Genomic DNA, 22785 nt, shown 5'->3' with positions numbered 1-22785 from the left:
GCTTTGGAGCGGCGGCGGGCTGCTGAGTCGGCGGAGGCTCGGGAGTTGCTGGTCGCGTTTGTGGGGGAGTTGCGGGAGCGTGGGGTGGCGCCGGAGGCGTTGCGGGCGCAGGTGATTGGGTCGGGGACGAGTTATCGCACGGGGATCAGTGGGTGGTACTTGCGGAAGAATCGGTCGGTCGGGGTTGATACCGAGGCGAACTTCTACATTCTCGGGACGACCGCGAGCTTGGCTGCGCGAGTGACCGGCGTACGGGTGCTGGCTTCGGATCCGCCGCTGGTTGTGGGGCAGGGCGGGCGTGATGGCGAGTCGATCAAGCTTGCTGATCTGCTTGAGATGCGGCGGGGCGAGTTATTCGAGTGATTTCTGTCGGTTAGGGCGGTTACGGTCTGCAGGGTGTTGACTCTGCTGAGATACGGGATGCGCGTCGCGCCGGGGAGTACGGCGTTGACGGTAGGGCTGGCCGTGTTCGGGGCAGTGTTGGGGATGGCGGTCACGCTGCTTACGGGGCAGGTGATCGGGGCGGTGCCGGGAGTGGTTGCGGGGTCGGCTGGGGCGATGTCGTTGTGGGCGTTCGGGTGGCTGCTGGCGGCGATGCTGTTCGTGTTCGTGCTCGAGAGTCTGGCGCCGGCGTTGCGTCGGGTGGCGGCGACGCTGCTGGAGGCGGCGGTCGTTCGCGAGATCGGGATCGGGATCACCGAGCCGCTGCTCCGGCCGCAGCGGATCGAGCATCTCGAGGACGGTGAGGTTCTCGACGTCCAGGAGCGGGCGAAGGGTAAGGGTGGTTTCCACCTTTCCCAGGGCATGTCGCAGCTGCCGTGGTTGCTCGCCGCGCGGATCACCATGATCGGATCGGCTGTGATCGTCGGGCTGATGTTCTCCTGGCTGGTCGCCGCGATGCTGGTCGCGGTGACGCTGGTCCTGGAGTGGCATCAGGGCCGGATGATCGAGGGCGAGATCGACATGTGGTGGGGCAACACCGAGGAGCAGCGCCGCGCCAACTACGTCTTCGACCTCGGAATGAAGGACGCCCCGAAGGAGCTGCGGGTCTTCGGGCTGCATCAGTGGGTGGTCAACCGCTACGTCCAGGAATGGACGGCCGGATTCCGGGCGGTGTGGGCGAGGCGCGGCAAGAACGTCGTCTGGTCGATCGCGATGGGCCTGGTCCGGCTGCTCGCCGACGGGTTCGCGATCCTGCTCGTCGGCCGCGCCGCGCTCGCCGGTGACTTGCCACTGGCACAGGTCGCAACGGCAGTCCCGGCGATCCTCGCGATCGGTGTCTCCGGCAGCGGGTACGGCGTCGTCCAGCTGCGGCGCGGACTCTCGGCGTACCGGGCGATGGTGGCGTTGCCGGACACGATCGCCACCCGTCACCCGGAGCCGGCAGTCACCGGGCAGCACAAAACAGAGACGATGCCTGCGCGGGAGATCCGGTTCGAGAAGGTGAGCTTCCACTATCCAGGCTCGGACAACTACGTGCTGCGGGATCTCGACCTGACGATCCACGCGCGGGAAGCGCTGGCGCTGGTCGGGATCAACGGCGCCGGGAAGTCGACGCTGGTGAAGCTGCTCGGCGGCGCGTACCGGCCGACCAGTGGGCGGATCCTCATCGACGGGGTCGATCTCGCGGAGCTCGACCTGGGCGCGTGGCAGCGGCGGATCGCGGCCATCGTGCAGGACTTTCTGCGCTTCCCGCTGCCGGTGACGGACAACGTGGAGTTCGGGGCGATCGAGCGGGCCGGCGACCAGGCCGCTCTCGCCCAGGCAGCACGGGAGTCCGGCATCAAGGACCTGGTCGGCGGGCTGCCGAAGGGCTGGGAAACCGTGCTGGACAAGGCGTTTGAGGGCGGTGTCGATCTGTCCGGTGGCGAGTGGCAGCGGGTTGCGCTGGCCCGGGCGTTGTTCGCCGTCCATGCCGGCGCCGGAGTGCTCGTGCTGGACGAGCCGGCCGCTGCGCTCGACGTACAGGCAGAGATCGAGCTGGTGGAGCGGTATCTCGAGCTGACCTCCGGAGTGGCGTCGCTGATCATCTCGCACCGGTTCTCGGTCGTCCGGAACGCGGACCGGATCTGTGTGCTCGCCGACGGACACATCATCGAAGACGGAACGCACGAGCAACTGCTCGCGGCAGAGGGGACCTACGCCAAGATGTTCCGGTTGCAGGCCGAGCGGTACGTGACCGATGCGTAGCCTGCGGATCGGCCGGCTGTGGCTGGCCACGTCGTTCCGGGCGGCGCCGGTGCTGATGGCGATCTCGACCGTGCTGGTCGCGGCGCGGGCGGTGACGGCACCGGCCCAGACCTATGGCATCAGCCTGCTGGTCGAAGGTCTCAGCGGAGACGGGTCGAACACGATCGCGGTCGGCGTGGCAATCATCATCGGTGGTCTGGCGGTTTCGTTCATCGCCGACGTGGTCGGCTGGCCGGTGCAGCAGACGGCCGAGGAGCGGATGGCCGGTCGCGTGCACGCCGATTTGCTGGACGTGACGACCGGGATTCCAGGCCTGACCCACCACGAGCGGCCCGATGTGGCTGACCGGCTGGAGCTCGTGAGGGAGCGGGCCTGGCGGATGGGCGTCGGCTCCGAGGTGCTGTTGTGGCTGTTCGGCACGGTGACGAACACGGTCACAGTGCTCACCCTGCTGGGCTCGGTCCACCCGCTGCTGTTGCTGCTGCCGCTACTCGGTACGTCGCGGATCTGGTCGGCGTACAAGGGGAGCATGCGGGAGGAGAAGGCCTATGAGGATTCGCTGCCGCACGAGCGGCTGGCGGATCGGCTGATCGAGGTGGCGAAGGACCCGCGGACGGCGCTCGAGCTGCGAGTGTTCGGGTTGGGCAAGGTCTTGATCGAGCGGATCTCGGCGTTGCAGGCCGAGCGGTTCAAGTTGCAGGTCGCGGCGGCGAAGTGGAGTGGGAAGGTTGACGGCGCGGTGCGCCTCGGGTTCGCGCTGGTCTACGCCGCGGCGATCGTCTGGGTGATCGCGCGGGCCCGCAACGGCCAGGCCTCGGCGGGCGACGTCGTACTGGTGCTCCTGCTGGCACCGCAGGTCGATCAGATGACCGGCGGCATCGCGCAGAACATCTACTGGGTCGGTGAAGTCGTCCGCAGCTTCAGCCGCTACGACTGGCTGCGGCAGTACGCGAAGGACAACTCCTGGCAAGCCAGTACGACGCCCGCCCCGGCCAAACTCACCTCAGGAATCGAGCTGCAGAACGTCGGATTCGCGTATCCCGGTAGCGAGTCGCCCGTGCTGAGCGACGTGACGCTGAAGATCCCGGCAGGCTCGGCCGTCGCGCTGGTGGGGGAGAACGGCGCCGGCAAGACCACGCTGGTGAAGTTGCTGGCCCGGATGTACGACCCGACCACCGGGCAGATCCTGATCGACGGGGAGGCTCTGTCCGAGGTCGATCCGGAGGCCTGGCGGTCCCGGATGTCGGCCGGGTTCCAGGACTTCGTGAAGTTCGAGTTCCTGGCCCGCGAGGTGGTCGGGATCGGCGATCTCGGGCGGCTGGACGACGAGGACGCGGTCCGGGCGGCCGTCGTACGGGGTGATGCCGAGTCGGTGATCGCCGGCCTGCCGAACGGGCTGGACAACCAGCTGGGGAAGAAGTTCGAGGGTGGGGCCGAGCTGTCCGGTGGGCAGTGGCAGCGACTCGCGCTGGCGCGGGCGTTCATGCGGGAGAGACCGTTGCTGTTGCTGCTCGACGAGCCGACGGCGGCGCTCGACCCGGAGGCCGAGCATCGGCTGTTCGAGCAGTACGCCGAAGCCGCCCGGATCGCGGGAAGCGAGACCGGCGGGATCACCGTGCTGGTCTCGCACAGGTTCTCGACCGTGCGGATGGCCGACCTGATCGTGGTCCTGCACGAAGGACGGATCGAGGAGGTCGGCAGCCACGAGGAGTTGGTCGTGGCGGGCGGCCGCTACGCGGAGCTGTTCGAGCTACAAGCCCGCGCCTACCGCTGAGTCCATCCTGTGGGACGGCGTCCCGGAACGACGCTGAAAAGCTAGTGTTTGAGTCAACTTACTCAAGTTACCTGGAGGGTACCGATGAGTGTGACCGACGAGCTGCTGGCGAACGCCGAGCGCTATACCGAGAACTTCGACAAAGGCGAGCTGCCCCTGCCGCCTGCCAAGCGGGTGGCCGTCGTCGCATGTATGGACGCTCGCCTGAACCCGTACGGCCTGCTCGGCCTGTCCGAGGGCGATGCGCACGTGATCCGGAATGCCGGCGGCGTGATCACTGCCGATGAACGCCGCAGTCTGGCGATCAGTCAGCGGCTGCTCGGCACCCAGGAGATCATCCTGATCCACCACACCGACTGCGGCATGCTGACCTTCACCGACGACGAGTTCAAGGCGAGTATCCAGGCCGAGACCGGTCTCAAGCCGGACTGGTCGGCTGAGGCCTTCCCGGACGTGGACGCCGACGTCCGGCAGTCGATCGCCCGGATCACCGCCGACCCGTTCATCCCCGTGAAGACCTCGGTCCGTGGCTTCGTGTACGACGTCGCCAAGGGCTCGCTCCGGGAGATCACCGACTGAGCGGCTCAGATGCGAATATGGCCGCATGCCGTCGCCAGTCATCAGCCCTGTCCTCGTTGGCCGGACGGCCGAGCTTGCCGCGATCGAGGCGGCGTACAACCAGGTTCGGGCCGGTGAGTCGACCACGGTGGTCGTCACCGGGGAGGCCGGGATCGGGAAGTCCCGGCTGGTGACGACCGCGGTCGGCCGGCTGGCAGTTGGGCCGCTGGTGCTGCGGGGCGGGTGTCTTGAGTTGGGGTCCGGCGGGACGCCGTGGCTGCCGTTCGTCGCGGTGATGCGCGACCTGCTGCGGGCCTGGGGTGCGGATCGGTTGCGGGCGGAGCTTCCTGCGGACGGTACGGCGCTCGCCGATTGGTGGCCGGAACTCGGGCTGGCCCGAGTCGATGGTGGGCCGGTGCGGTTGTTCGAGGAGCTGCTGACTCTGCTCGGCCGGGCGGCGGGGGATCAGCCCGTGGTGCTGGTGATCGAGGATCTGCAATGGGCGGACGTGTCGAGCCGCGAGCTCTTCGCCTACCTGGCACGGAACCTGGCCGATCGGCCGATCCTGCTGGTCGGGACGATCCGGTCCGGCGAGCTCACGCCCGGTCACCCGACCCGGCAGTTGCTGGGCGAGCTGGGTCGGCGAGCGGACGTCGTACGGGTTGAACTCGCGGCGCTCGAGCGGCGCGAAGTGGCGGCCCTGCTGGCCGCGATCGAAGGACGTCCGGTCGATCCGGTCCTGGCGAGCGAGATCCACCGGCGCAGCGACGGGAACCCGCTGTTCGTCGAGGCGTTGAAATCCAGCGGGTCTGCAGCCGGTGGCGGGCTGAGCGACCTGTTGCTGGATCGGGTTGCAGACCTGTCGGCAGACGCCCGGCACCTGCTGGCGGCGATTGCGGTGGCCGGCGCAGAGGTGCCGGACGTGATCCTGGCTGGCGTTCTAGAACGGCCGAGTGACGAGGCGTTGCGCGAACTGGTCGAGCGGCACCAAGTCGTCGTACGGGACTCGGTGTATGCCGTCCGGCATGACCTGATCAGAGAGGCTGTGTACGGCGCGCTTCTGCCCGGCGAGCGACGCCGTCTGCACCGCCGGTACGCGACCGCGATCGACACTCGGGATACTGACGGCGACTACCAGGCGGCCGCGTTGGCTGAGCACTGGGAGGCCGCTGGGGAGCTCGGGCGGGCGCTGGCTGCGGCCTGGCGGGCAGCTGCGGTGGCTGGACGGCAGTTCGCGTACGACGATCAGCTGAATCTGCTCGACAAGGTCCTGAACCTGTGGCCGAAGGTCGACGATCCGGAGCAGCTGACCGGCGTGAGCCGGGCGGACGTGCTGACGGCTGGCATCGAGGTTGCCAATGCGGCGGGCCGGGCCGAGTGGGGTGTTCAGCGGTCGATCGAGGCGCTGGCCGAACTGGACGTCGAGCGTGAGCCGATGCGGGTGGCGAGGGTCCTCGGCCTGCAAGGCTTGTTGCGGAACCGGCTCGGTGAAACCGGCATCGACAGCGTGCAGCGAGCGGTCGCGCTGGTGCCGCCAGGGGCCGACGACCTGTTGAGGTGCCGGTTGCTGGCCTGGCTGGGCTTCCTGTTGTGCGTCGAGGACAACATCGAACCTGGCCGCCTGGTCGTTGACGAGGCCTACGCGTTGGCCGACCGGCTCGACCACGACGGGCTCCGGGCCGCCGCCTTGGTGTCTGCTGCCTACGTCGACGACGCGGAGGGAGAGGGCGAGGCGGCGATCGCGAAGTACGTCCGGTGTGGGGAGCTGGCGTTGCGGGCCGGCGACCATGCGCTGTACCTGACCGCCGAGCAGTGGAAGTGCATCGTCCTGACGGTCGACGGCCGGTTCGAGGAGGCGGTCGAGGTCGGCGCTGCGGCCCAGCGGCTGGCCGAGGAGTGGGGCTTGGCCCGGTCCCGCGGCAGCATGCTGGCGCAGAATCGCTCGTACGCGTTGTTCCGGCTCGGGCGCTGGGACGAGGCACTCGACGTCATCGACGATGCGTTGGCCGACGGACCGCCGCCTCGCTTTCTGGCCTCCCTGCACTACGTGGCCGCCCTGATCGCTGTCCGGCAGGGGCGATTCGAGCATGCGCAGCGACTGATCGACGCCACAAGCGGACACTCCCAGCCGTTCGCGGCGATGATGCTGAGCGTCCGGCTCACCACTGCGATGGGGCAGAGCGATCGCGACGCCGTACGGCGGCTCGTCGCGCAAGGGATCGAGTGCCGGGACTGGCGCAACTATGACGCCGTGTGGTTTCTGCTCGCCCTGGCCGAGGCGGGTGACCTGGCCGCCGTGCAGACCGTGTGGAAGGCGGTACCGGCGGGGGCGTATCAACGAGCCATGCCGGCCGCGATGCTCTGCTCGGTCGAGGCGATCGAACAGGAGACGCCGGTGGCCTGGCGGCGAGCGGTCGAGGCGTGGCGGCAGCTCGGTGACCGGTACGAACTCGCGGCCGCGCTGACCGGCCTGGCCCGGGCGGAACTTGCCGGGCGCAACGAAAAGCGTGCGCGGGAGGCGCTTGCGGAGGCTCGTGCGCTGGCCGGCGAGCTGCGGGCCGAGCCGCTGATCGCGCGGATCGCCGTACTGGGTCATCGGCTCGGGCTCGGTGCGCAGCCGGGGCGGGCGTTCGGGCTGACGGCCCGGGAGCTCGAGGTGCTGCGGGTGCTGGCCGAAGGGTTGTCGAACGCCGAGATCGCGCGGAGGCTCTTCGTCTCCGGCAACACCGTGGCCACCCATGTGGCTCGCGTGCTGCGGAAGCTCGGGGCTGCTTCGCGGACCGAAGCCGCAGCGATCGCGCACCGCGAGGGCCTGCTGAATTAATTCGGTGGTGCGCTACGGGGTGCGCTGGTAAGGTCGCCGGTCTGCCAATTTCCATGGCACAGCCGGGTGGCAATGCACTGTGTGAAGGATCGAATCGAACCGGACAAGTCCGGGGCGGGACCCTCGGTGGTCGCCCGTCGATCTGTCCGTTCTCCTTCACACGAAACGAGGCAATTCCACGATGGTCGAGCTCGACTCCGAACGAGCCTTTCTCGCCGAGGCTAAATCCGCGCTGGCGCGGATGCACGCCGATGTCCTGGTCCGTGAGATTCCCGTGCTCGGGGGTGAGGACAACGACGAGCGGTTCACCAACGAGGCCAACCAGCGCGCGCACGAGCAGCGGACCCTGGCGCTGGTGGACCTGCCCGATGTCCCGCTCTTCTTCGGCCGGCTCGACTACGAGCACGGGACGATCGACGGGATCGACCGGATCTACATCGGCCGCCGGCATGTGCACGACGGCAGTGGTGAGCCGATGGTCATCGACTGGCGGGCGCCGGTCTCGGTGCCGTTCTACCGGGCCACGCACAGCGATCGCCAGCAGGTGCTGCTGCGCCGGCGGTACGGGTTCTCCGACAGTGCGGAGCTGACCGGCTTCGAGGACGAGCCGATGATCGGGCCGGAAGCCCACGATCAGGGCGACGCCTTCCTGCGGGCCGAGATCGAGCGGCCGCGTACCGGCCCGATGCGCGACATCGTCGCCACCATCCAGCCCGAGCAGGACGACCTGGTCCGCGCGCCGCTGAACCCGTCGATCTGCGTTCAGGGTGCGCCCGGTACCGGGAAGACCGCGGTCGGGCTGCACCGCGTCGCCTACCTGCTCTACACCGAGCGCGAGCGGCTCCGGCGCGGTGGTGTCGTGATCGTCGGGCCGAACCGTTCGTTCCTGTCCTACATCCGCAAGGTCCTCCCGGCACTGGGCGAGGTCGACGTCCGGCAGATCACCATCGAGGAGCTGATCACGCACCCGACGGAGGCGATCGACGGTCCGGAGACTGCGCGGATCAAGGGCAACGAGCGGATGTCCGCCGTACTGGTGCGGGCGTTGTGGTCCTTCATCGGTACGCCGACGGAGGGGATCCTGTACAGCAAGGGCGCGCAGCGGTTCCGGGTGCACGACTACGAGGCGCAGGAGATCGTCGCGGCCCTGCGCGGATCGACCGGGTACGCCGCCGGGCGGAACGCGCTCGCGCAGCGGCTGGCCCACGCCGTACTGGTCCTGATGGAACAGCGTGGGGACTCGCCCGACGACCGTGTGCAGAACGCGGTGGCGCGGTCGAAGCCCGTGCAGTCGCTGGTGAATTCAGTCTGGCCGAAGCTGGTTCCGGAGCAGGTGCTGCACAAGATCCTGTCCGATGCCGACTTCCTGGCGGAGGTCGCGGGCGACGATCTGACGGCCGATGAGCAGGCTGCGCTGCTGTGGGCGAAGCCGGCGCGGTCCTGGAAGTCGGCGAAGTGGTCGCCGGCCGATGCGGTGTTGCTGGATGAGCTTGATGACCTCGTCGAGCGGCGGGCCGGTTCGCTCGGGCACCTCGTGCTCGACGAGGCGCAGGACCTGTCGGCCATGCAGTTGCGCGCGCTCGGGCGTCGGTGCCGGACCGGTTCGGCGACCGTGCTCGGGGATGTCGCGCAGGCGACCACGCCGTGGGCTGCCGGGGCGTGGGACCGGGTGCTCGGTCACCTGGACAAGTCGGACGGTCTGGTGGTGGAGCTGGAGCGAGGGTTCCGGGTGCCGGAGCAGATCATCAAGTTCGCGGCTCGGCTGCTGCCGGTCATTGCTCCGACCCTCGGCGTACCGACGGGAGTCCGGACGGTCGCGGACGCGCTGGCCGTCGTACGGACTGGAGAAGAGTCGCTGGCCGACGCGGTGGTCGAGGCGTGCCGGACAGCGCTGGCCGGTGAGGGGTCGGTGGCGTTGATCGCGGCCGACGATCAGATCGGGGCGCTGCAGGCCGAGCTGGTGGGCGCGGGCCTGGAGGCTGGGCTGCTGGGGGAGTCGGAGGACTCGATGGAGGCGACGCGTCTGGTCTGCGTCCCGGCGACGCTGGCGAAGGGTCTGGAGTTCGACACCGTGGTGGTGGCCGAGCCAGCGCGGATTGTCGCCGCGGAACCGCGTGGATTGCAGCGCCTGTACGTCGTACTGACCCGAGCCGTGAGTCGGCTGCAGCTCGTGCACTCCGAACCGCTCCCGGAGGCGCTAGAACAGGGAGTCCTGCGGTAGCACCGGTACGGCGATCGCCTCGGTGACCGCGCTGAAGGCTGTGCCCGGATCGACCGGGCTGAGCGGCCAGCCGGACAGCAGTTGAGTGTCGGCGAGGACGAGGCCGTCCGGGGTGTCGAGGTAGAGATCGCGGGCGATCTGGCAGGTGATGCGGCCGGAGATCACCGCGTACGGCGTGAGCGCGGTCAGCGCGTGAGCGGGCCGGATGCCGTCGGCGGGAAGCCCGTACGTCGGGGTGTGGTCGATGACGTCGAGCGTGCGAAGGGTCTGCCCGTCGGGCCAGTCGAGAGTGCGGACGTTCTTGGCGAGAGCCTGCAGGTCGTCGGCGCGCTCGGCAGCACTGGGCGGGCTCAGGCGGGCCGTGCGTTTGACGGTCGAGGCGACCCGGTCGGTCACGCCGAAGGCGGAGGTGAAGAGCCGCTCGACCCGGCGGGCCGCGGCTAGGGTGCCGCTGGACAGGAAGGCGGAGCTGAGCGCGCCCTGCTCGAGGAGACGGGCCGGCCCGCGGTCGGCGGCGGTGATGCCGATCTTCACGCGGCTGCCGTGATGGGCGAGATAGACGGCGAACTCACGAGGATCGTCGAGGCGGGTGTCAGCGGCGATCGAGTACGAACGATCCATTGTCTGGCATTCCGGACAGAGCGGCCCATGGACGCTGGCTGCGAGCGGGGTCCTGGTCGGGCAGCCGAGGCGCTTGCCGTTGCGCCAGATGCCGATGCACTGGCGGTCGGCCCCGGTCGCGAAGGCGATCTCGTCACCCAGGCGCAGCGGGGTTCGTGGGTTCGAGGCGGACCACTCCAGCTGCGGGAGGCCGTCGTTCCAGACCAGACCGGCCACGCGGAAGGGTTCGCTCATGGGCGCTGACTCTAGACGGCGCCACCGACAGTCAGTGCACCTTCTCCGATCCCGCGTGCTGCACGAGCCCGCAGTACCCGCATTTGTGCGGTAACGCGTGACCACTGCCTTGGCGGCAGACGTGCGACTTCCCGCCAACAGCCCACGCGAACCGGCAGAGATCAACTGCCACCCGCTGTGCCGATCCACCGCCGTCGTGGCTCATCCGAAACACCCCATCCGCTCGCTCGACCGCCTTCCGTGGTCATGAGACGTTCCCCGTACGACTTCATGACGTGAGACCGGGACGGCAAGTTGGCGGCCCCGCGGTGTCTTGACGAAGTTTTTGGGTACCGGGCGGCGGCGAAAGGAGTCGGATCATGCCTGCTGGGGCGAGTAAGAAGCGGGAACGGCAGTACCAGCACATCAAGGCCGGGCTGAAGGAGAGCGGCCGCAGCGAGGACGTCGCGGAGGAGATCGCGGCGCGCACGGTGAACAAGGAGCGCGCGCGGTCCGGCGAGGCGAAGGAGTCGAGCCGGAGTTCTACCCACGACATCTCTTCGGGCCGGCGCGGCGGACTGCGTTCGCACCAGGGGCCCGGCGGGCGGACCAAGGCGCAGCTCTACAACGAAGCCAAGGACAAGGGCATCAAGGGCCGCTCAAAAATGACCAAGACCCAACTGGAGCGCGCCGTCGGCCGGTGACCGCGCGCTCCGGACCTCTCAGTTCATCCGGGTCAGGCGGCCGTCGGGGGTGATCTTGACGGTGACCTTCCGGGTGCCGACGGTCAGGTCGACGAAGAAGTTGGTGCCGGCTGATCGGGTGCTGTAGGAGACCTGCTCGCCGTTGTTGGCGGGCGCGATGACGGACAGGATGCGCGCGTTCTGGCCGGTCTGGGTGAACTTGACGACCGGTGCCGGCTTGGCGTTGAAGATGTCCGGGAGGTACCAGCCCTGCGCCGGGTTCGACTTGCCCTGCTCGACCGTCGTCGTACCGCTGGTCGCACCGAACGGGATCTGGAAGAGGTGCGTCTGCATCTTGCCGCCGGTCGCGACCGCGGTCGTCGGCGACTGCACGGTCACGGTCTGGCCGGGCGGCAGGTGCCACAGCGTTTCGTACCGCTGGTTGCTCCCCGACTCGCCGCGGTCGAGCGCGATCACCACGTCCGGGTCCTTCAGCACCAGGATGTCCCGGCTGCGGCTGACACCCTCGGCAGGCTTGTCGGCCAGCTCGTAGTAGTCCGAGTTCGGCGTACTGACCGAGCCCACCAGCCGTGTCGGCACCAGCTTGCCGGTGGCGGTCGGGATCGTCATCACGTTGTGCGCGGCCTGGCTCGGCGCCCACTGCTGCAGGTCGCCCTGCTTGTAGCCGTAGTACCCGGGATCGATCAGCACGTCCTGGCCGTGCCAGTTGTAGTTGATCGACATGTGGTCGTCGTGGCCGTGGTACTTCTTCGAGGGACCGAAGCGGATGCTGTACGCCGATTCCTCGTCGAACGGCCGCTTCTCGCCCCAACCGGTCCGGCCGAAGATGAATCCGCCCTTGTAGATCCCGGTCCGGTGCTCCGGCCGCGGCCCGGACTTGCCCTTCGTCGCGACGAACTCCCACGGCGTACCGGGAACGCTGACGACCTTCTCCCGGGTGCTGTTGCCGATCTGGAACAGCTCGCCGTTCGGCTTGGTGGCGAGCGCCATCCACTCCGCCAGGAGCTTCCGCCGGGCGTCGATCTCCGGGCCCGGATCGATCCCACAGGCCCGGACCACCGCGGCCGCCCTGCCCCACAGCCGGTAGTTGAAGCCGGCGTAGCCGACGGACTGCTCGTTCGTCGTGCCCTCGCGGTCGATCGACTGGACGACACCCTCGTTGAGCCGCGTGACGGCCTTCTTCATCAGGTCGTCGCGGCCGAAGGTGCAGCCGACGCCGAACAGCGCGATGCTCTCGTCGGTACCGTGGTTCCGGCTGCCACTCCAATGGTCGATCATGAACTGCGCATGCGTGAGCAGCGCATCGTCGAGCCACTTGTACTGCGCCGGCAGCTTCTTCGCGTGCAGCCCGGTGAGCAACGCCTGCCGGGCACAGATCAGCACGTTGGTCCGGTGCATCGTGGACTCCGACGCACTGGCGTCACCCTTCCAGGGGAACGGGTTGTCCTTTACCCAGTCCTGGATGATGGCGAGCGTGTGCGTCCGCGCCGTGGCGTTCCCAGCCTTCAGGTGGTCGATCCCGTTGCCCAGCCAGCGCAGCGAGTGCAACCACAGGTGCCAGCTCGGGTCCTGATACGGGTTCGACTCCCACTTGATGTCGCCGGACCCGTTCCCGGCCTTGTACGGCGGGTTGTTGCCCCACGCAAACGTGTCCTCAAGCACCATCTTCAGCGGGATCTTCTTCTGCAGACCGCTGTACCCCTGGCACGGGTACCCCTTGGCGGCCGGCTTCGTGCTGGGCTTCGTTCCGGGCGGCTTGACGGGCAGTGGCGCGGCGACCGGCTGGGTGACCGGGCGATCCGGCGACGCCGTACCGACTTGGTCGATCTGCCCTTTCTCACCGGGCATCAGGAAGACGATCGCCCCTGCGAACGCGATACCGCAGATCAGGACGCAGACCGCGACCAGCGCGACCGTGTTTCCCAGTCTTCGGCGCAGCTCACCCTTGTGTTCAGCCACCCCAAGCCACCCCAGCCCCCGGCCCACACCCCGGTACTTCCGGTCAGGACCCTATGTAGGCACTAACGCCTGAGCCAGGGCGAACCGTTGCATAAAGCACCGAAGCGGAGCCAAGTTTTCTCTTAAGGGCTGGGGGAGTCAGAGCTCCGGATACAGCGGGAACTTCGTGGTGAGAAGTTCGACCCGATCGCGCAGACCATCGAGCACCGAATCGTCGACGAGTGCCGTCGCGATGATGTCCGCGACCTCCGCGAACTCGGCCGGACCGAAACCGCGAGCGGCCAGCGCCGGCGTACCGATCCGCAGCCCGGACGAGACCATCGGCGGCCGCGGATCGAACGGTACGGCGTTCCGGTTCACGGTCAGGCCGACCGAATGCAACCGGTCCTCGGCCTGCTGCCCGTCGAGCTCGGAGTGCCGCAGGTCGACCAGCACCAGGTGCACCTGGGTGCCGCCGGTGAGGACCGAGATCCCGGCCGCCCGGACGTCGTCGGCCGACAACCGCGCGGCGATCGCCTGCGCGCCGTCGAGAGTACGGCGTTGCCGGTCGCGGAACTCGTCGGAGGCCGCCAGCTTGAACCCGACCGCCTTGGCCGCGATCACGTGTTCCAGCGGACCGCCCTGCTGGCCGGGGAAGACCGCCGAGTTGAACTTCTTCGCCAGGTCGGCGCGGTTGGTGAGGATGACACCACCGCGCGGACCGCCGAGGGTCTTGTGGGTCGTCGTCGTGACGACGTCGGCGTGCGGGACCGGGTTCGGGTGCAGCCCGGCGGCGACGAGGCCGGCGAAGTGCGCCATGTCGACCATCAGATACGCCCCGACCAGATCGGCGATCCGCCGGAACTCGGCGAAGTCGAGGTGCAGCGGGTACGCCGACCAGCCGGCCACGATCAGCTTCGGCCGGTGCTCGATCGCCAGCCGCTCGACCTCGGCCATGTCGACCACGAAGTCGGTGTCACGGACGTGGTACGCGACGACGTCGTACAGCTTGCCGCTGTAGTTGAGGCGCATGCCGTGGGTGAGATGACCGCCGTGCGCGAGGTCGAGGCCGAGGATCGTGTCGCCCGGATCGAGCAGCGCGAACATGGTGGCCGCGTTCGCCTGGGCGCCGGAGTGCGGCTGGACGTTGGCGAAGCCGGCACCGAACAGTGCCTTCACCCGGTCGATGGCCAACTGCTCGACCACGTCGACGTGCTCACAGCCGCCGTAGTACCGGCGGCCGGGGTAGCCCTCGGCGTACTTGTTGGTGAGGACGGAACCCTGCGCCTCCATCACCGCGAGCGGAGCGAAGTTCTCGCTGGCGATGAGCTCGAGGGTGTTGCGCTGACGCCCTAGCTCGGCCGTCACGGCGGCGTGGATCTCGGGGTCGAACTCGGCCAGGCTCTGATCGAGGGTGCTCATCTCACTCGCCTCCGATCAGTGCCTCGTAGGCGGCGGCGTCCAGCAGCTTGGTGGGGCCGGTGACCTTGACCCGCAGCAACCAGCCGGCCTGGTACGGGTCGGTGTTCAGCAGACCGGGATCGGCCACGACGGCCTCGTTGAGTTCGACGACCTCGCCGTCGACCGGAGCGAACAGATCGCTGACCGACTTCGTCGACTCGATCTCACCGCAGGCGTCGCCGGTGCTGATGGCGGTGCCGACTGCCGGCAGGTCGACGTACACGACGTCCCCGAGGGCCTCACCAGCGAAGGCGGTGATCCCAACGGTCGCCAGCTCGCCGTCGAGCGCGATCCACTCGTGGTCGGCGGTGTAGTGCAGTTCAGTGGGGACGCTCATCAGGACTCCTGGCGGCGGTAGAAGGGGAGGGGGACCACAACTACGTCATCGTGGGTACCGCGGATGTCGACCTGCAGCCGGGTGCCCGGCTCTTGGTAGATCCCCTCGACGTACGCCATCGCGATGGGGTGGCCGAGCGTCGGCGACGGTGCGCCACTCGTCACGGTGCCGACCTCACGGCCGGTCGCCGGATCCAGAACGGCGTACCCGCTGCGCGGTGAGCGGCGAGCGGATGAGGTGAGCCCGACGAGTACCCGCTGGGCACCTTCGTCGCGGCGGCGGGCGAGTGCCTCGCGGCCGACGAAGTCCTCTTCTTTGCCGAACGCAACGACCCGGCCGAGCCCGGCCTCGAACGGCGTCAGCTCACGGCTGAGTTCGTTGCCGTAGAGCGGCATCCCGGCCTCGAGCCGCAGCGTGTCCCGGCAGGCCAGCCCACACGGCTTGAGCCCGTACGGCGTTCCGACGCGGAGCAGCTCGGCCCAGATCTGCGAGGCGTCGGCCGGCCGGCAGTAGATCTCGAACCCGTCCTCGCCGGTGTACCCGGTGCGGGCGAGCAGGACGTTGCTGTTGGCAAGCTTTGTTTCGGTGATCTCGTAGTACTTGAGATCGGTTAGATCGGTGTAGGTCAGCGGGGCCACGATCTGCGCGGAGACCGGACCCTGAACGGCGATCAGCGCCCAGTCGTCAGTGGTGTCCCGGAGCTCGGTCTCATAGCCTGCGATCCGCTGCTTGAGTTCGTCCCGTACGACGGCGGTGTTGCTGGCGTTCGCGACGATCAGGAAGTGGTCGTCGGCGAGCCGGTAGACGACCAGGTCGTCGATGACGCCGCCGTCCTCGGCGCACAGCATCGAGTACCGCGCGCGCCCGAGACCGATCTTCGACGGCGTCCCGACCAGGCTGTGGTCGAGTGCCCGGGCGGCACAGGCGCCGACCACCTCGAGCTCACCCATGTGCGACAGGTCGAACAGCCCGGCCGTGGTCCGGACAGCGTTGTGCTCCGCGATATCGGAGGTGTAGCGAACCGGCATGGTCCAGCCGGCGAAATCGGTGAACGACGCACCAAGTTGCTGATGCTCCGCGGCCAGCGGAGTCGCGCGTGTCAAAGACATGAGTCGGGAGGCTCCCTCGGTCAGGCACCGCGGACGCGGTGCCACTGCTGGGTGACCTCCCCGCTCTGTCATCTGTACCTGAGAGCTTCGCCGCCGGGTGAGGCGGTTTGCACCGTGGGTGCGGACTCCCCACAGCTACGCGAGGGTCCGGCTTTCCAGAGTTCGCCTCATCGGAACGGTCAGTGGGCCTGAGAGATTCTGGGGAGATTTGCTCCTTCGGCGCCGGGTCATGGTGAGCCCGGACTCTCCCGCCCCGATTCGAACGGCGCGATATGCAGTTGAGCCGCCGACTCTAGCATCAGGCAGCCGCTCTGGGACCCGTCGATGTGATTGGCTCGACTCCGTGAGTGGAAGCCAGCTTTTCAGCCTGATCATGATCCTGCTGCTGGTGTCCGGTACGGCGGTGGGCGTCGTACTGTTCGTGCGCCGGCAGCGGTATGTGAAGTCATTGCGGGACCGGGGCTGGACGTTTGTGGGCAGCCCGGCCTTCGAATCGGTGGCGCGGTTGTCGAATCCGCCGTTCGGGATGGGGTTCACGCGTGACCCGGACGACCAGATCGTCGGTCTGACGAGCTCCGGCCGGCCGTTCCAGGTGATCGAGTACGGGAGTGAGTACTGGAAGGGCTGGGTCGGGATGGTGACGCTGTCGCGGCGGCTGCCGGAGTTGTGGATCACGGGCGGGCAGACGCAGCCGCGGGCCGGGGTGGCGGCGACGATGGTGCCGGTGCCGCCGCAGCTCGGCGCGGGGTGGACGGTCGGCGTACAGGATCCGGCCTTCGCGACCGAGGTGCTCAGTGGGCAGCTGTGTACTGCGCTGCTCACGCTGGCGAGTGGTCAACCGGGCGTGAACCTCAGCATCGACGGCGACCAGCTCGTCATTCAGGATCCGCCGCGCAAGGATCCCGAGCTGCTGGCGCCGTGGCTGGACCAGGTCGCCATGATCGCAACGGCCATCGACGCCCTGCCCCTGGATCGGTGGATCCAGCCGCCGCGTGAACCGCGGCTGACCTTCTACCAGCACCCGGACTGGTGGTGGATCGGCCAGGACGACAGCCTTCTGCACAGTACGCCGACCACCCGGAGCGGGCACGACCACAGCACGAGCGACGTGATCCGCGGCCGGGACGGCGACGGTCCGCCGTTCGTCGCGTTCACGCACCACTGGAAGACGACCCGCACCGAGAGCTCCACCGACTCCGAGGGCCGCACGACCACGCGCACGGTGACCGAGAACCACAGCGAGCCGATCCTCGGCTTCGAGCTGCCGGTGGGGATGCCCTGGATCCAGGTCAGCCGGCGCGGCTTCGGGGCCGGGATCAGTTTCGAGAGCGAAGCCTTCAACGAGCAGTTCGCCATCCACGCCCGGGACCACAAGTTCGCGTACGACGTCATCCACCCGCGCCAGATGGAGTTCCTGATGGCGGTCCGGCCGGTCTCGTTCCAGGTCGTCGGCAACTGGGCCTGGTTCGAACCGGGCCGGCACGACCACCAGACGATCGCCCACAGCTCCGTGTTCCTCCGCGACTTCCTGGCCCGCATTCCGCGCTTCGTCTGGAAGAACCTAGGCCTGCACGACTCGCCGTACCCGCAGGCCTAGGTTCCACCCTTCCACTTGGTCAGGCCGTAGGCCTTGGTGATGTCCTGCTGTAGGCGGCCGCCGGCAGCATCGGTGATGTCGAGTTTCAGGCTGACCGTGCTGCCTGCCTGGGCGTCCGGATGGTTGAGGCTCGCCGTGTAGACACTGTCGGTCTTCTTGTGCAGCGGCACCGGCGTCCACGTGCGTCCGTCGTACGACATCAGCAGCTTCACGCCGGTGAACGGCGCGGTCGGGGCGCCGGTCTGGTGGCGCAACGACAGGGTGAGCGGCGTCGCCGTACCGACGCGGACCTGGTTCAGACTGGTTGCCTGGGGAAAGTTGACGTCGGCGAGGATCAGCGGCATGGCCTCGGCGGCACCGGCCCGGGACCGGAAGTCCCAGGTGCTGCGGATCTGCGTGGAGTACTTCCACCACGGCTGGCTCCGCTGCACGTCCAATGCCAGCTGATAGTTGCCGGGGGCATCAGGTACCGGACCGTTGAGCGACAGCTCGTCCGCCTCGACCAGGACCTTCCCGTCCCGCTTCAGCGACAGGGCGTAGGTGCCGTCGGACAAGCCGTCCGGCTCCTCGTACTGCGTCGCACCCGTGACGAACGGCGCGAGCCCGATCACCAGATTCTTGCCGGTCCGCTGGACGCCGATATCGGACGGCCAGGTTGTGGTCTTGGACGGCAACCCCGAGGTCGCGACCGGCCCACGCCAGTTGACCGTACGTCGTTCGCCCGTCCGGTACCGGTGTGCGCCCGAGCGTCCCCGGCTGCTGGTGTCCGCCGAACCGATGTCGACGCGTTGCTCCCATTGGCCCGGTCTCACATAGGCGATCCGCCGGAACGGACCGATCGAGAGCGGGAGCGGGCTGAGCCCGTGCGCCTCGCCGAGCGGCGTGTACCCGACCTTCGACTCCCACAGTTGCGTGGCCGTGCTGTGCACCGCATACGACTCCGCGATCCGTGCCAGCTGCGGCTTCCAGTACTGGTGCACCGGCCGAGCGGGAACCCGGCCGGCCCACGCCTTCAGCAGGTCGAACACCTCCGGCGATCCAAGCGCCCCGTCGATCCGAACCACCTTGCCGGGCAATGTCTTGGCCACCTCGCGCGAGGTCTGCAGGACCGGAATCCGCAGCGTCCGGTCGCCGAGGAAGAGGCTGTCGACACCGAACCCCGAGATGTTCGGGTCGTAGAACAGCACCCCGCCGACCTTGGCCCGCTGAGCCGCCTCCGCGATCTCCGCCTGTGCCTGCATCCCGTCCATCGCAACCACCGCCAGCTTGCCGACGGCACGCTTCAGGTCGGCCGCCGTACCGGTCCCCGCGTTGACGGCAGTCAGCTGTTTGGTGCCGGCGAAGCGCGGCCCGTCCGTCAGTTCCGCGACCGGCAGTTCCTTCGTCCCGAGCTTCAGCCGGTACGCCGGTGTCTCGAGCCTGCTCGCCGCGCTGAACTCCATCTTCCCGACCGTGACACCGGACGTCGGAACGGCCCGCAGCTCGATCGGCGCATCGTCGATCTCGACCTCTTCGAAGCCGCTGAGCTTGCCGAACCGATTCAGCCGGTAGTAGGCCATCGAGGATGCCGCAGGCACGAGCTGATGCTTCCCAGCAAGGGCGACCTTGACCGGAACCGCCTTGCGCGCATCCAGCGTCACCGTGGTCGTCTTGCGGATCCGCACCTCGGGCTGGGCCGCGATCACCAACCGGTCGGCGGTGGTCGCCGTGGCGGGCTGCAGGAACGTGCCCGCGATCGAGTAGACACCGGGCGCGATCCGCATCTTCGCAACCCCGTTGATCAGGTCCGGTCCGCCGTTGCCTTCCCACGTGTCAACGGGTCCACCGTCGGGCCGGGTGACGAACAGCAAGCTGTCGGCCGGCGTACCGTCGCCGAGAATCCCCTTCACGGTGACGTCGTACATCTCGGGCTCGAGGAACCACCCGTACGACGTGAACAGCGGATCGCCCTTGGCCGGAGTCGCAATGATGCGTCCGGTGTGCCGGCCGACCTTGCCCCGCCCGGGGTCGGCCGAGACCGTGACCGAGGCTTTGCCCTTGGCCGGTACGACGAGCTTCGTGGTGCTGAGCTTCGGTGCCGCGCCGGTGGCACCCGGGTCGAGCGGCGCGGTGAGGTTGAGGGTGACGGCGGTCGTGCTCGTGTTCTGGTAGGTGAGCACCTGGCTGAAGGGCTTCGGCGCCCGGTGCGGCCAGAGGTAGGTACCCATCTCCAGCTCGGCGGTGTCGACCGTAATGCTGTTGTCGGTGGCCTGGTCGGCATCGACGCGGCCGGTCCCGGCATCGTCGAGCGGCTGCTTGCCCAGCGGATCGGCGGTTGAGATCAACCGGGCCTTGAGCCGGTCACCCTTCCAGTCGCGGTGCTGCTGGGCGAGCAGTGCGGCCGCGCCAACCACGTGAGGTGTGGCCATCGACGTACCGGTCATGGGCGTGTAGTACTTGTCGACCGGCTGGCCCTCGCTGCCAGCGGCGAGCGCCGACACGATGTCGGTGCCCGGCGCGGCGATATCCGGCTTGCCGGTGTGGTCCGGGTTCGGTCCGAGGCAAGAGCTTTCGTTCAGGCTGCCGTCACGCTCGAGGTTGGCGACGGTCAGCGCCTGCTCGGCGGCGCCCGGTGCCTGGATCAGTCCCCGGCCGCCACAACCGTTGCCGGCCGCGGCGACGAACAGGGTGCCGGACTTCTTGCTCAAGGCATCGAGTGAACGCGCGAGGGCAGAGGTGCCGTCGGTCCCGTCGGCGTGCAGGCTGAGGTTGACGACTTTGGCGCCTTGGGCAACGGCCCACTCCATCCCGGCGATGACTTTGGACTCCGACGACATGCCGTCGTCGTCGATCACCTTGCCGTTGAGCAGGGTGACCTCCGGTGCGACGCCGCGGTGCTTGCCCTTCGATCCGGCCCCGCTGCCGCCGACCGTGCCCGCGACGTGGGTGCCGTGCCCGTCGTGGTCAAGGATGTTCCCGGAGCCGGAGAAGTCCTTGGCTGCCTGGACTCTGCCTTTCAGATCCGGGTGCGTGGCATCGATCCCGGTGTCGAGTACGGCGACCTTGATGCCCTTGCCGGTCAGGCCGCGCTTCCATGCCGCAGGCGTGCCGATCTGTGGCACGCTCCGGTCGAGGGCCGGTGCGACCTTCCGGTCCAGCGAGACTTTGCGGACGGCTTGGGCCGACCGCTTCTGCAGTCCGGTGCCGGCCAGCGACTGCCAGAACTCATTGGCCGTCGTACGGCGAACCGACTCGGCGCGCGCTCCGATCGAGGTGAGCGCCGTACCGTCCGCGCTCCCCGGCAGCGCACGCTGCGCCTTGGCAGCCGCCTCGCGTGGCGGGCCGTCGTACTCGATGATGACCGGGATTCGGTCCGAAGCCTGGTCGTCGCCGAGTTGCGCGAGCAGGGTCGTGATGTCGAAGAGTTGGCGGTCCACCCGCCCGGAGGCGATCGGTGTGCGCGCTGCGAACGGTACGACGAAGGTGTGGCCGTTCGCGCGGGAAACAGTGGCCCCCGCCGAACCACTGCCCGCCGTCGGCAGGAATCGCACCTGCTCCGGCATCCCCGGCCGCGCAGTCACGGCGACCCGGTCACCGGTCAGCAAGGTCAGGACCCGCTGCCTGTCTCCTGGTTGTGCGCCGGACTGCCACCCGGCTCCGACCCGAGTACGCGCGGCCTCCTGCGCAAGGCCGCGCGTACTCGCGGTCGCCGCCACCCCAGCGGCTGTGGTGAGCAAGGCCGCCCCGGCCAAGGCCACCACCGATCTACTGAATCGCATTCGCCAACCCCCGAGTCGGTTCCACGGGACATTCCCGCTTCGGTTGGCTGACGCAGCGCGGGGTGAGTTGGTTGGTCGTTGCCCGGAAGGCTGACCCTTCAGGCGACCGCGTGCTCCGCCTTGCGGAGCGGCGCGACCGGCTGCTGCCGGATCGAGTCGAGAATCTCGCCGGCCCGCACGGAGATGTTCGAGAGCAGCGACGACGCCAGACCGTGGCTGTGCTCGGTGCCCCCACCCTGCAGGTAGATACCGGCCCGGACGGTCGGAGTCGTGACGACGCGGTAGTCGCGGCCGATCCGCACCCGCCCGGCCTGGTCTCGCCGGCACTCGCTACCCAGGTCACCGAGCAGGTCGGTCGGGTCGCCCGGGGTGTAGCCGGTGCAGAACACGACCAGGTCCGCGTCGAGCGGCGTCTTCTGACCGGTGCTCAGCGACTCGATCGTGAGCGAGACGCCGGTGGGGGAGTCGTGCAGGTCGATCACCCGGGCGACGTTGAAGAACCGCAACCGCTCCTTGCCCACGATGCGCTCGCGGTAGCTGCGGCGGTACAGGTCCTGGATGACCTCGGTGTCGACGACCGAGTAGTTCGTGTTCGCGTGATAGCCGAGAAGCTGCTGCTTCACGTCCTCCGGCGCCGAGTAGAACTCGTCGACCGCGGCCGGGTCGAACACCCGGTTCGCGAACGGGCTGTCGTCGGCCGGGCTGTAGCCGAACCGCGAGAACACCGAGCACACCTCGGCGGTCGGGAACCGCTCGTGCAGGAAGCCGGTGACCTCGGCCGCGCTCTGGCCGGCGCCGACGACGACCACCCGGCGCGGCGCGGCGTCGTCGCCGAGCTGATCGATGCGGTCGAGCAGGTCGCGGTTGTGCCAGACCCGGTCCGACGCCGTCACACCCTCGGGCAGCCGCGGCGACAGGCCGGTCCCGAGGATGAGGTTGCGGGTCCGGTACGTCTCGCGGAGGCTGCCGTCGGCAGACACCGAGGTGACCTCGAATTCGCCCACGACGCCATCGTTCGTGATCGGCCGAACGGCCTCCACGGTCCGGTCGTAGTGCACGACGTCTTCGACCTGGGCCGCGGCCCACTCGAGGTAGTCGTGGAACTCGACGCGGAGCGGGAAGAGCGTCTTGTTGTTGATGAAGTCGATCAGGCGGCCACTCTGGTGCAGGAAGTTCAGAAAGGTGAACTGGCTGGCCGGGTTGCGCAGGGTGACCAGATCCTTGAGGAACGAGACCTGCATGGTCGCGTCCTCGATCAGCATCCCGCGGTGCCAGCCGAACCGTGGCTGCCGCTCCAGGAACAGCTGCCGCGGGGTCGCCGCGCCGAGTTCCCCGGCAGCGATCGCCAGGGCGAGGTTGGATGGGCCGAAACCGACCCCGATCAGTTCGAAGCCTTCCACAGGGCGGGTCCTCCTCGTTGGCTGTTAGGCGAGGCTAACCTAAGCGAATCGTGGAAGAACAGAGGGGGTCCACGGATTGC

15 protein-coding genes and 2 riboswitches are annotated in these 22785 nt (G+C 68.5%); of the genes, 8 read left to right on the top strand and 7 right to left on the bottom strand.

Annotation, left to right across the window (positions count from 1 at the left end; genetic code table 11):
- The 6 genes from E1261_RS07945 to E1261_RS07920 all read left to right on the top strand — a co-directional run.
- On the top strand, positions 1 to 363 hold a 363-nt coding region (locus E1261_RS07945; protein ID WP_132404224.1), incomplete at its 5' end, for a hypothetical protein.
- Positions 364 to 396: 33 nt separating this feature from the next.
- Positions 397 to 2190 (top strand): ABC transporter ATP-binding protein, encoded by a 1794-nt coding sequence (locus tag E1261_RS07940; protein ID WP_238176072.1) that lies wholly within the window; start codon positions 397 to 399, stop codon positions 2188 to 2190.
- Complete coding sequence (locus tag E1261_RS07935; protein WP_132404221.1) at positions 2183 to 3964, top strand: ABC transporter ATP-binding protein; 1782 nt, start codon at positions 2183 to 2185, stop codon at positions 3962 to 3964. Before E1261_RS07940 ends, E1261_RS07935 begins: the two co-directional genes overlap by 8 nt.
- A gap of 84 nt (positions 3965 to 4048) precedes the next feature.
- Complete coding sequence (locus tag E1261_RS07930; RefSeq protein WP_132404218.1) at positions 4049 to 4543, top strand: beta-class carbonic anhydrase; 495 nt, start codon at positions 4049 to 4051, stop codon at positions 4541 to 4543.
- 25 nt (positions 4544 to 4568) lie between these two features.
- Entirely contained in the window at positions 4569 to 7346 is a 2778-nt protein-coding gene (locus E1261_RS07925) for an ATP-binding protein (RefSeq protein WP_132404215.1), read from the top strand.
- A 181-nt stretch (positions 7347 to 7527) separates the two neighbouring features.
- Positions 7528 to 9567 (top strand): HelD family protein, encoded by a 2040-nt coding sequence (locus tag E1261_RS07920; RefSeq protein WP_132404212.1) that lies wholly within the window; start codon positions 7528 to 7530, stop codon positions 9565 to 9567.
- On the opposite strand, the gene E1261_RS07915 is transcribed toward E1261_RS07920, so the two are convergent.
- A complete protein-coding gene (locus tag E1261_RS07915; protein WP_202874463.1) occupies positions 9544 to 10422 on the bottom strand; it encodes a DUF2797 domain-containing protein in 879 nt (292 codons plus the stop codon). The two genes, E1261_RS07920 and E1261_RS07915, sit on opposite strands and share 24 nt — an antisense overlap.
- Positions 10423 to 10781: 359 nt before the next feature.
- On the opposite strand from E1261_RS07915, the gene E1261_RS07910 reads away from it, so the two are divergent.
- Positions 10782 to 11105 (top strand): plasmid stabilization protein, encoded by a 324-nt coding sequence (locus E1261_RS07910; protein ID WP_132404209.1) that lies wholly within the window; start codon positions 10782 to 10784, stop codon positions 11103 to 11105.
- An 18-nt stretch (positions 11106 to 11123) separates the two neighbouring features.
- On the opposite strand, the gene E1261_RS07905 is transcribed toward E1261_RS07910, so the two are convergent.
- The 4 genes from E1261_RS07905 to gcvT form a co-directional block, all read right to left on the bottom strand.
- Entirely contained in the window at positions 11124 to 13064 is a 1941-nt protein-coding gene (locus tag E1261_RS07905; protein ID WP_132404206.1) for a heparinase II/III domain-containing protein, read from the bottom strand.
- 138 nt (positions 13065 to 13202) lie between these two features.
- Entirely contained in the window at positions 13203 to 14465 is a 1263-nt protein-coding gene (gene glyA / locus E1261_RS07900; RefSeq protein WP_132404203.1) for a serine hydroxymethyltransferase, read from the bottom strand.
- Between the two features lies 1 nt (position 14466).
- Positions 14467 to 14841: a glycine cleavage system protein GcvH gene (gene gcvH / locus E1261_RS07895; RefSeq protein WP_132404200.1), complete on the bottom strand. Its 375-nt coding sequence runs from the start codon at positions 14839 to 14841 to the stop codon at positions 14467 to 14469.
- Positions 14841 to 15950, bottom strand: coding sequence for a glycine cleavage system aminomethyltransferase GcvT (gene gcvT / locus E1261_RS07890; protein WP_132404197.1), 1110 nt, complete (start codon positions 15948 to 15950; stop codon positions 14841 to 14843). The genes gcvH and gcvT overlap by 1 nt, the downstream gene beginning before the upstream one ends.
- Before the next feature lie 55 nt (positions 15951 to 16005).
- Positions 16006 to 16116, bottom strand: a riboswitch (glycine riboswitch).
- Positions 16117 to 16211: riboswitch (glycine riboswitch) on the bottom strand. It abuts the riboswitch before it with no gap.
- Positions 16212 to 16293: 82 nt separating this feature from the next.
- Between gcvT and E1261_RS07885 the strand changes: the two genes are divergently transcribed.
- Entirely contained in the window at positions 16294 to 17547 is a 1254-nt protein-coding gene (locus tag E1261_RS07885) for a hypothetical protein (RefSeq protein WP_238176071.1), read from the top strand.
- Here E1261_RS07885 and E1261_RS07880 read toward each other — a convergent pair.
- Positions 17544 to 21305: a S8 family peptidase gene (locus tag E1261_RS07880; RefSeq protein ID WP_132404194.1), complete on the bottom strand. Its 3762-nt coding sequence runs from the start codon at positions 21303 to 21305 to the stop codon at positions 17544 to 17546. The genes E1261_RS07885 and E1261_RS07880 overlap by 4 nt on opposite strands.
- 98 nt (positions 21306 to 21403) lie before the next feature.
- Positions 21404 to 22705, bottom strand: coding sequence for a lysine N(6)-hydroxylase/L-ornithine N(5)-oxygenase family protein (locus tag E1261_RS07875; RefSeq protein ID WP_132404191.1), 1302 nt, complete (start codon positions 22703 to 22705; stop codon positions 21404 to 21406).
- Positions 22706 to 22785: the final 80 nt, after the last annotated feature.

The sequence above is a fragment of the Kribbella albertanoniae genome (genome assembly GCF_004348455.1).
Taxonomy (GTDB): Bacteria; Actinomycetota; Actinomycetes; order Propionibacteriales; family Kribbellaceae; genus Kribbella; species Kribbella albertanoniae.
This window is presented reverse-complemented; position numbering and strand designations above follow the sequence as displayed.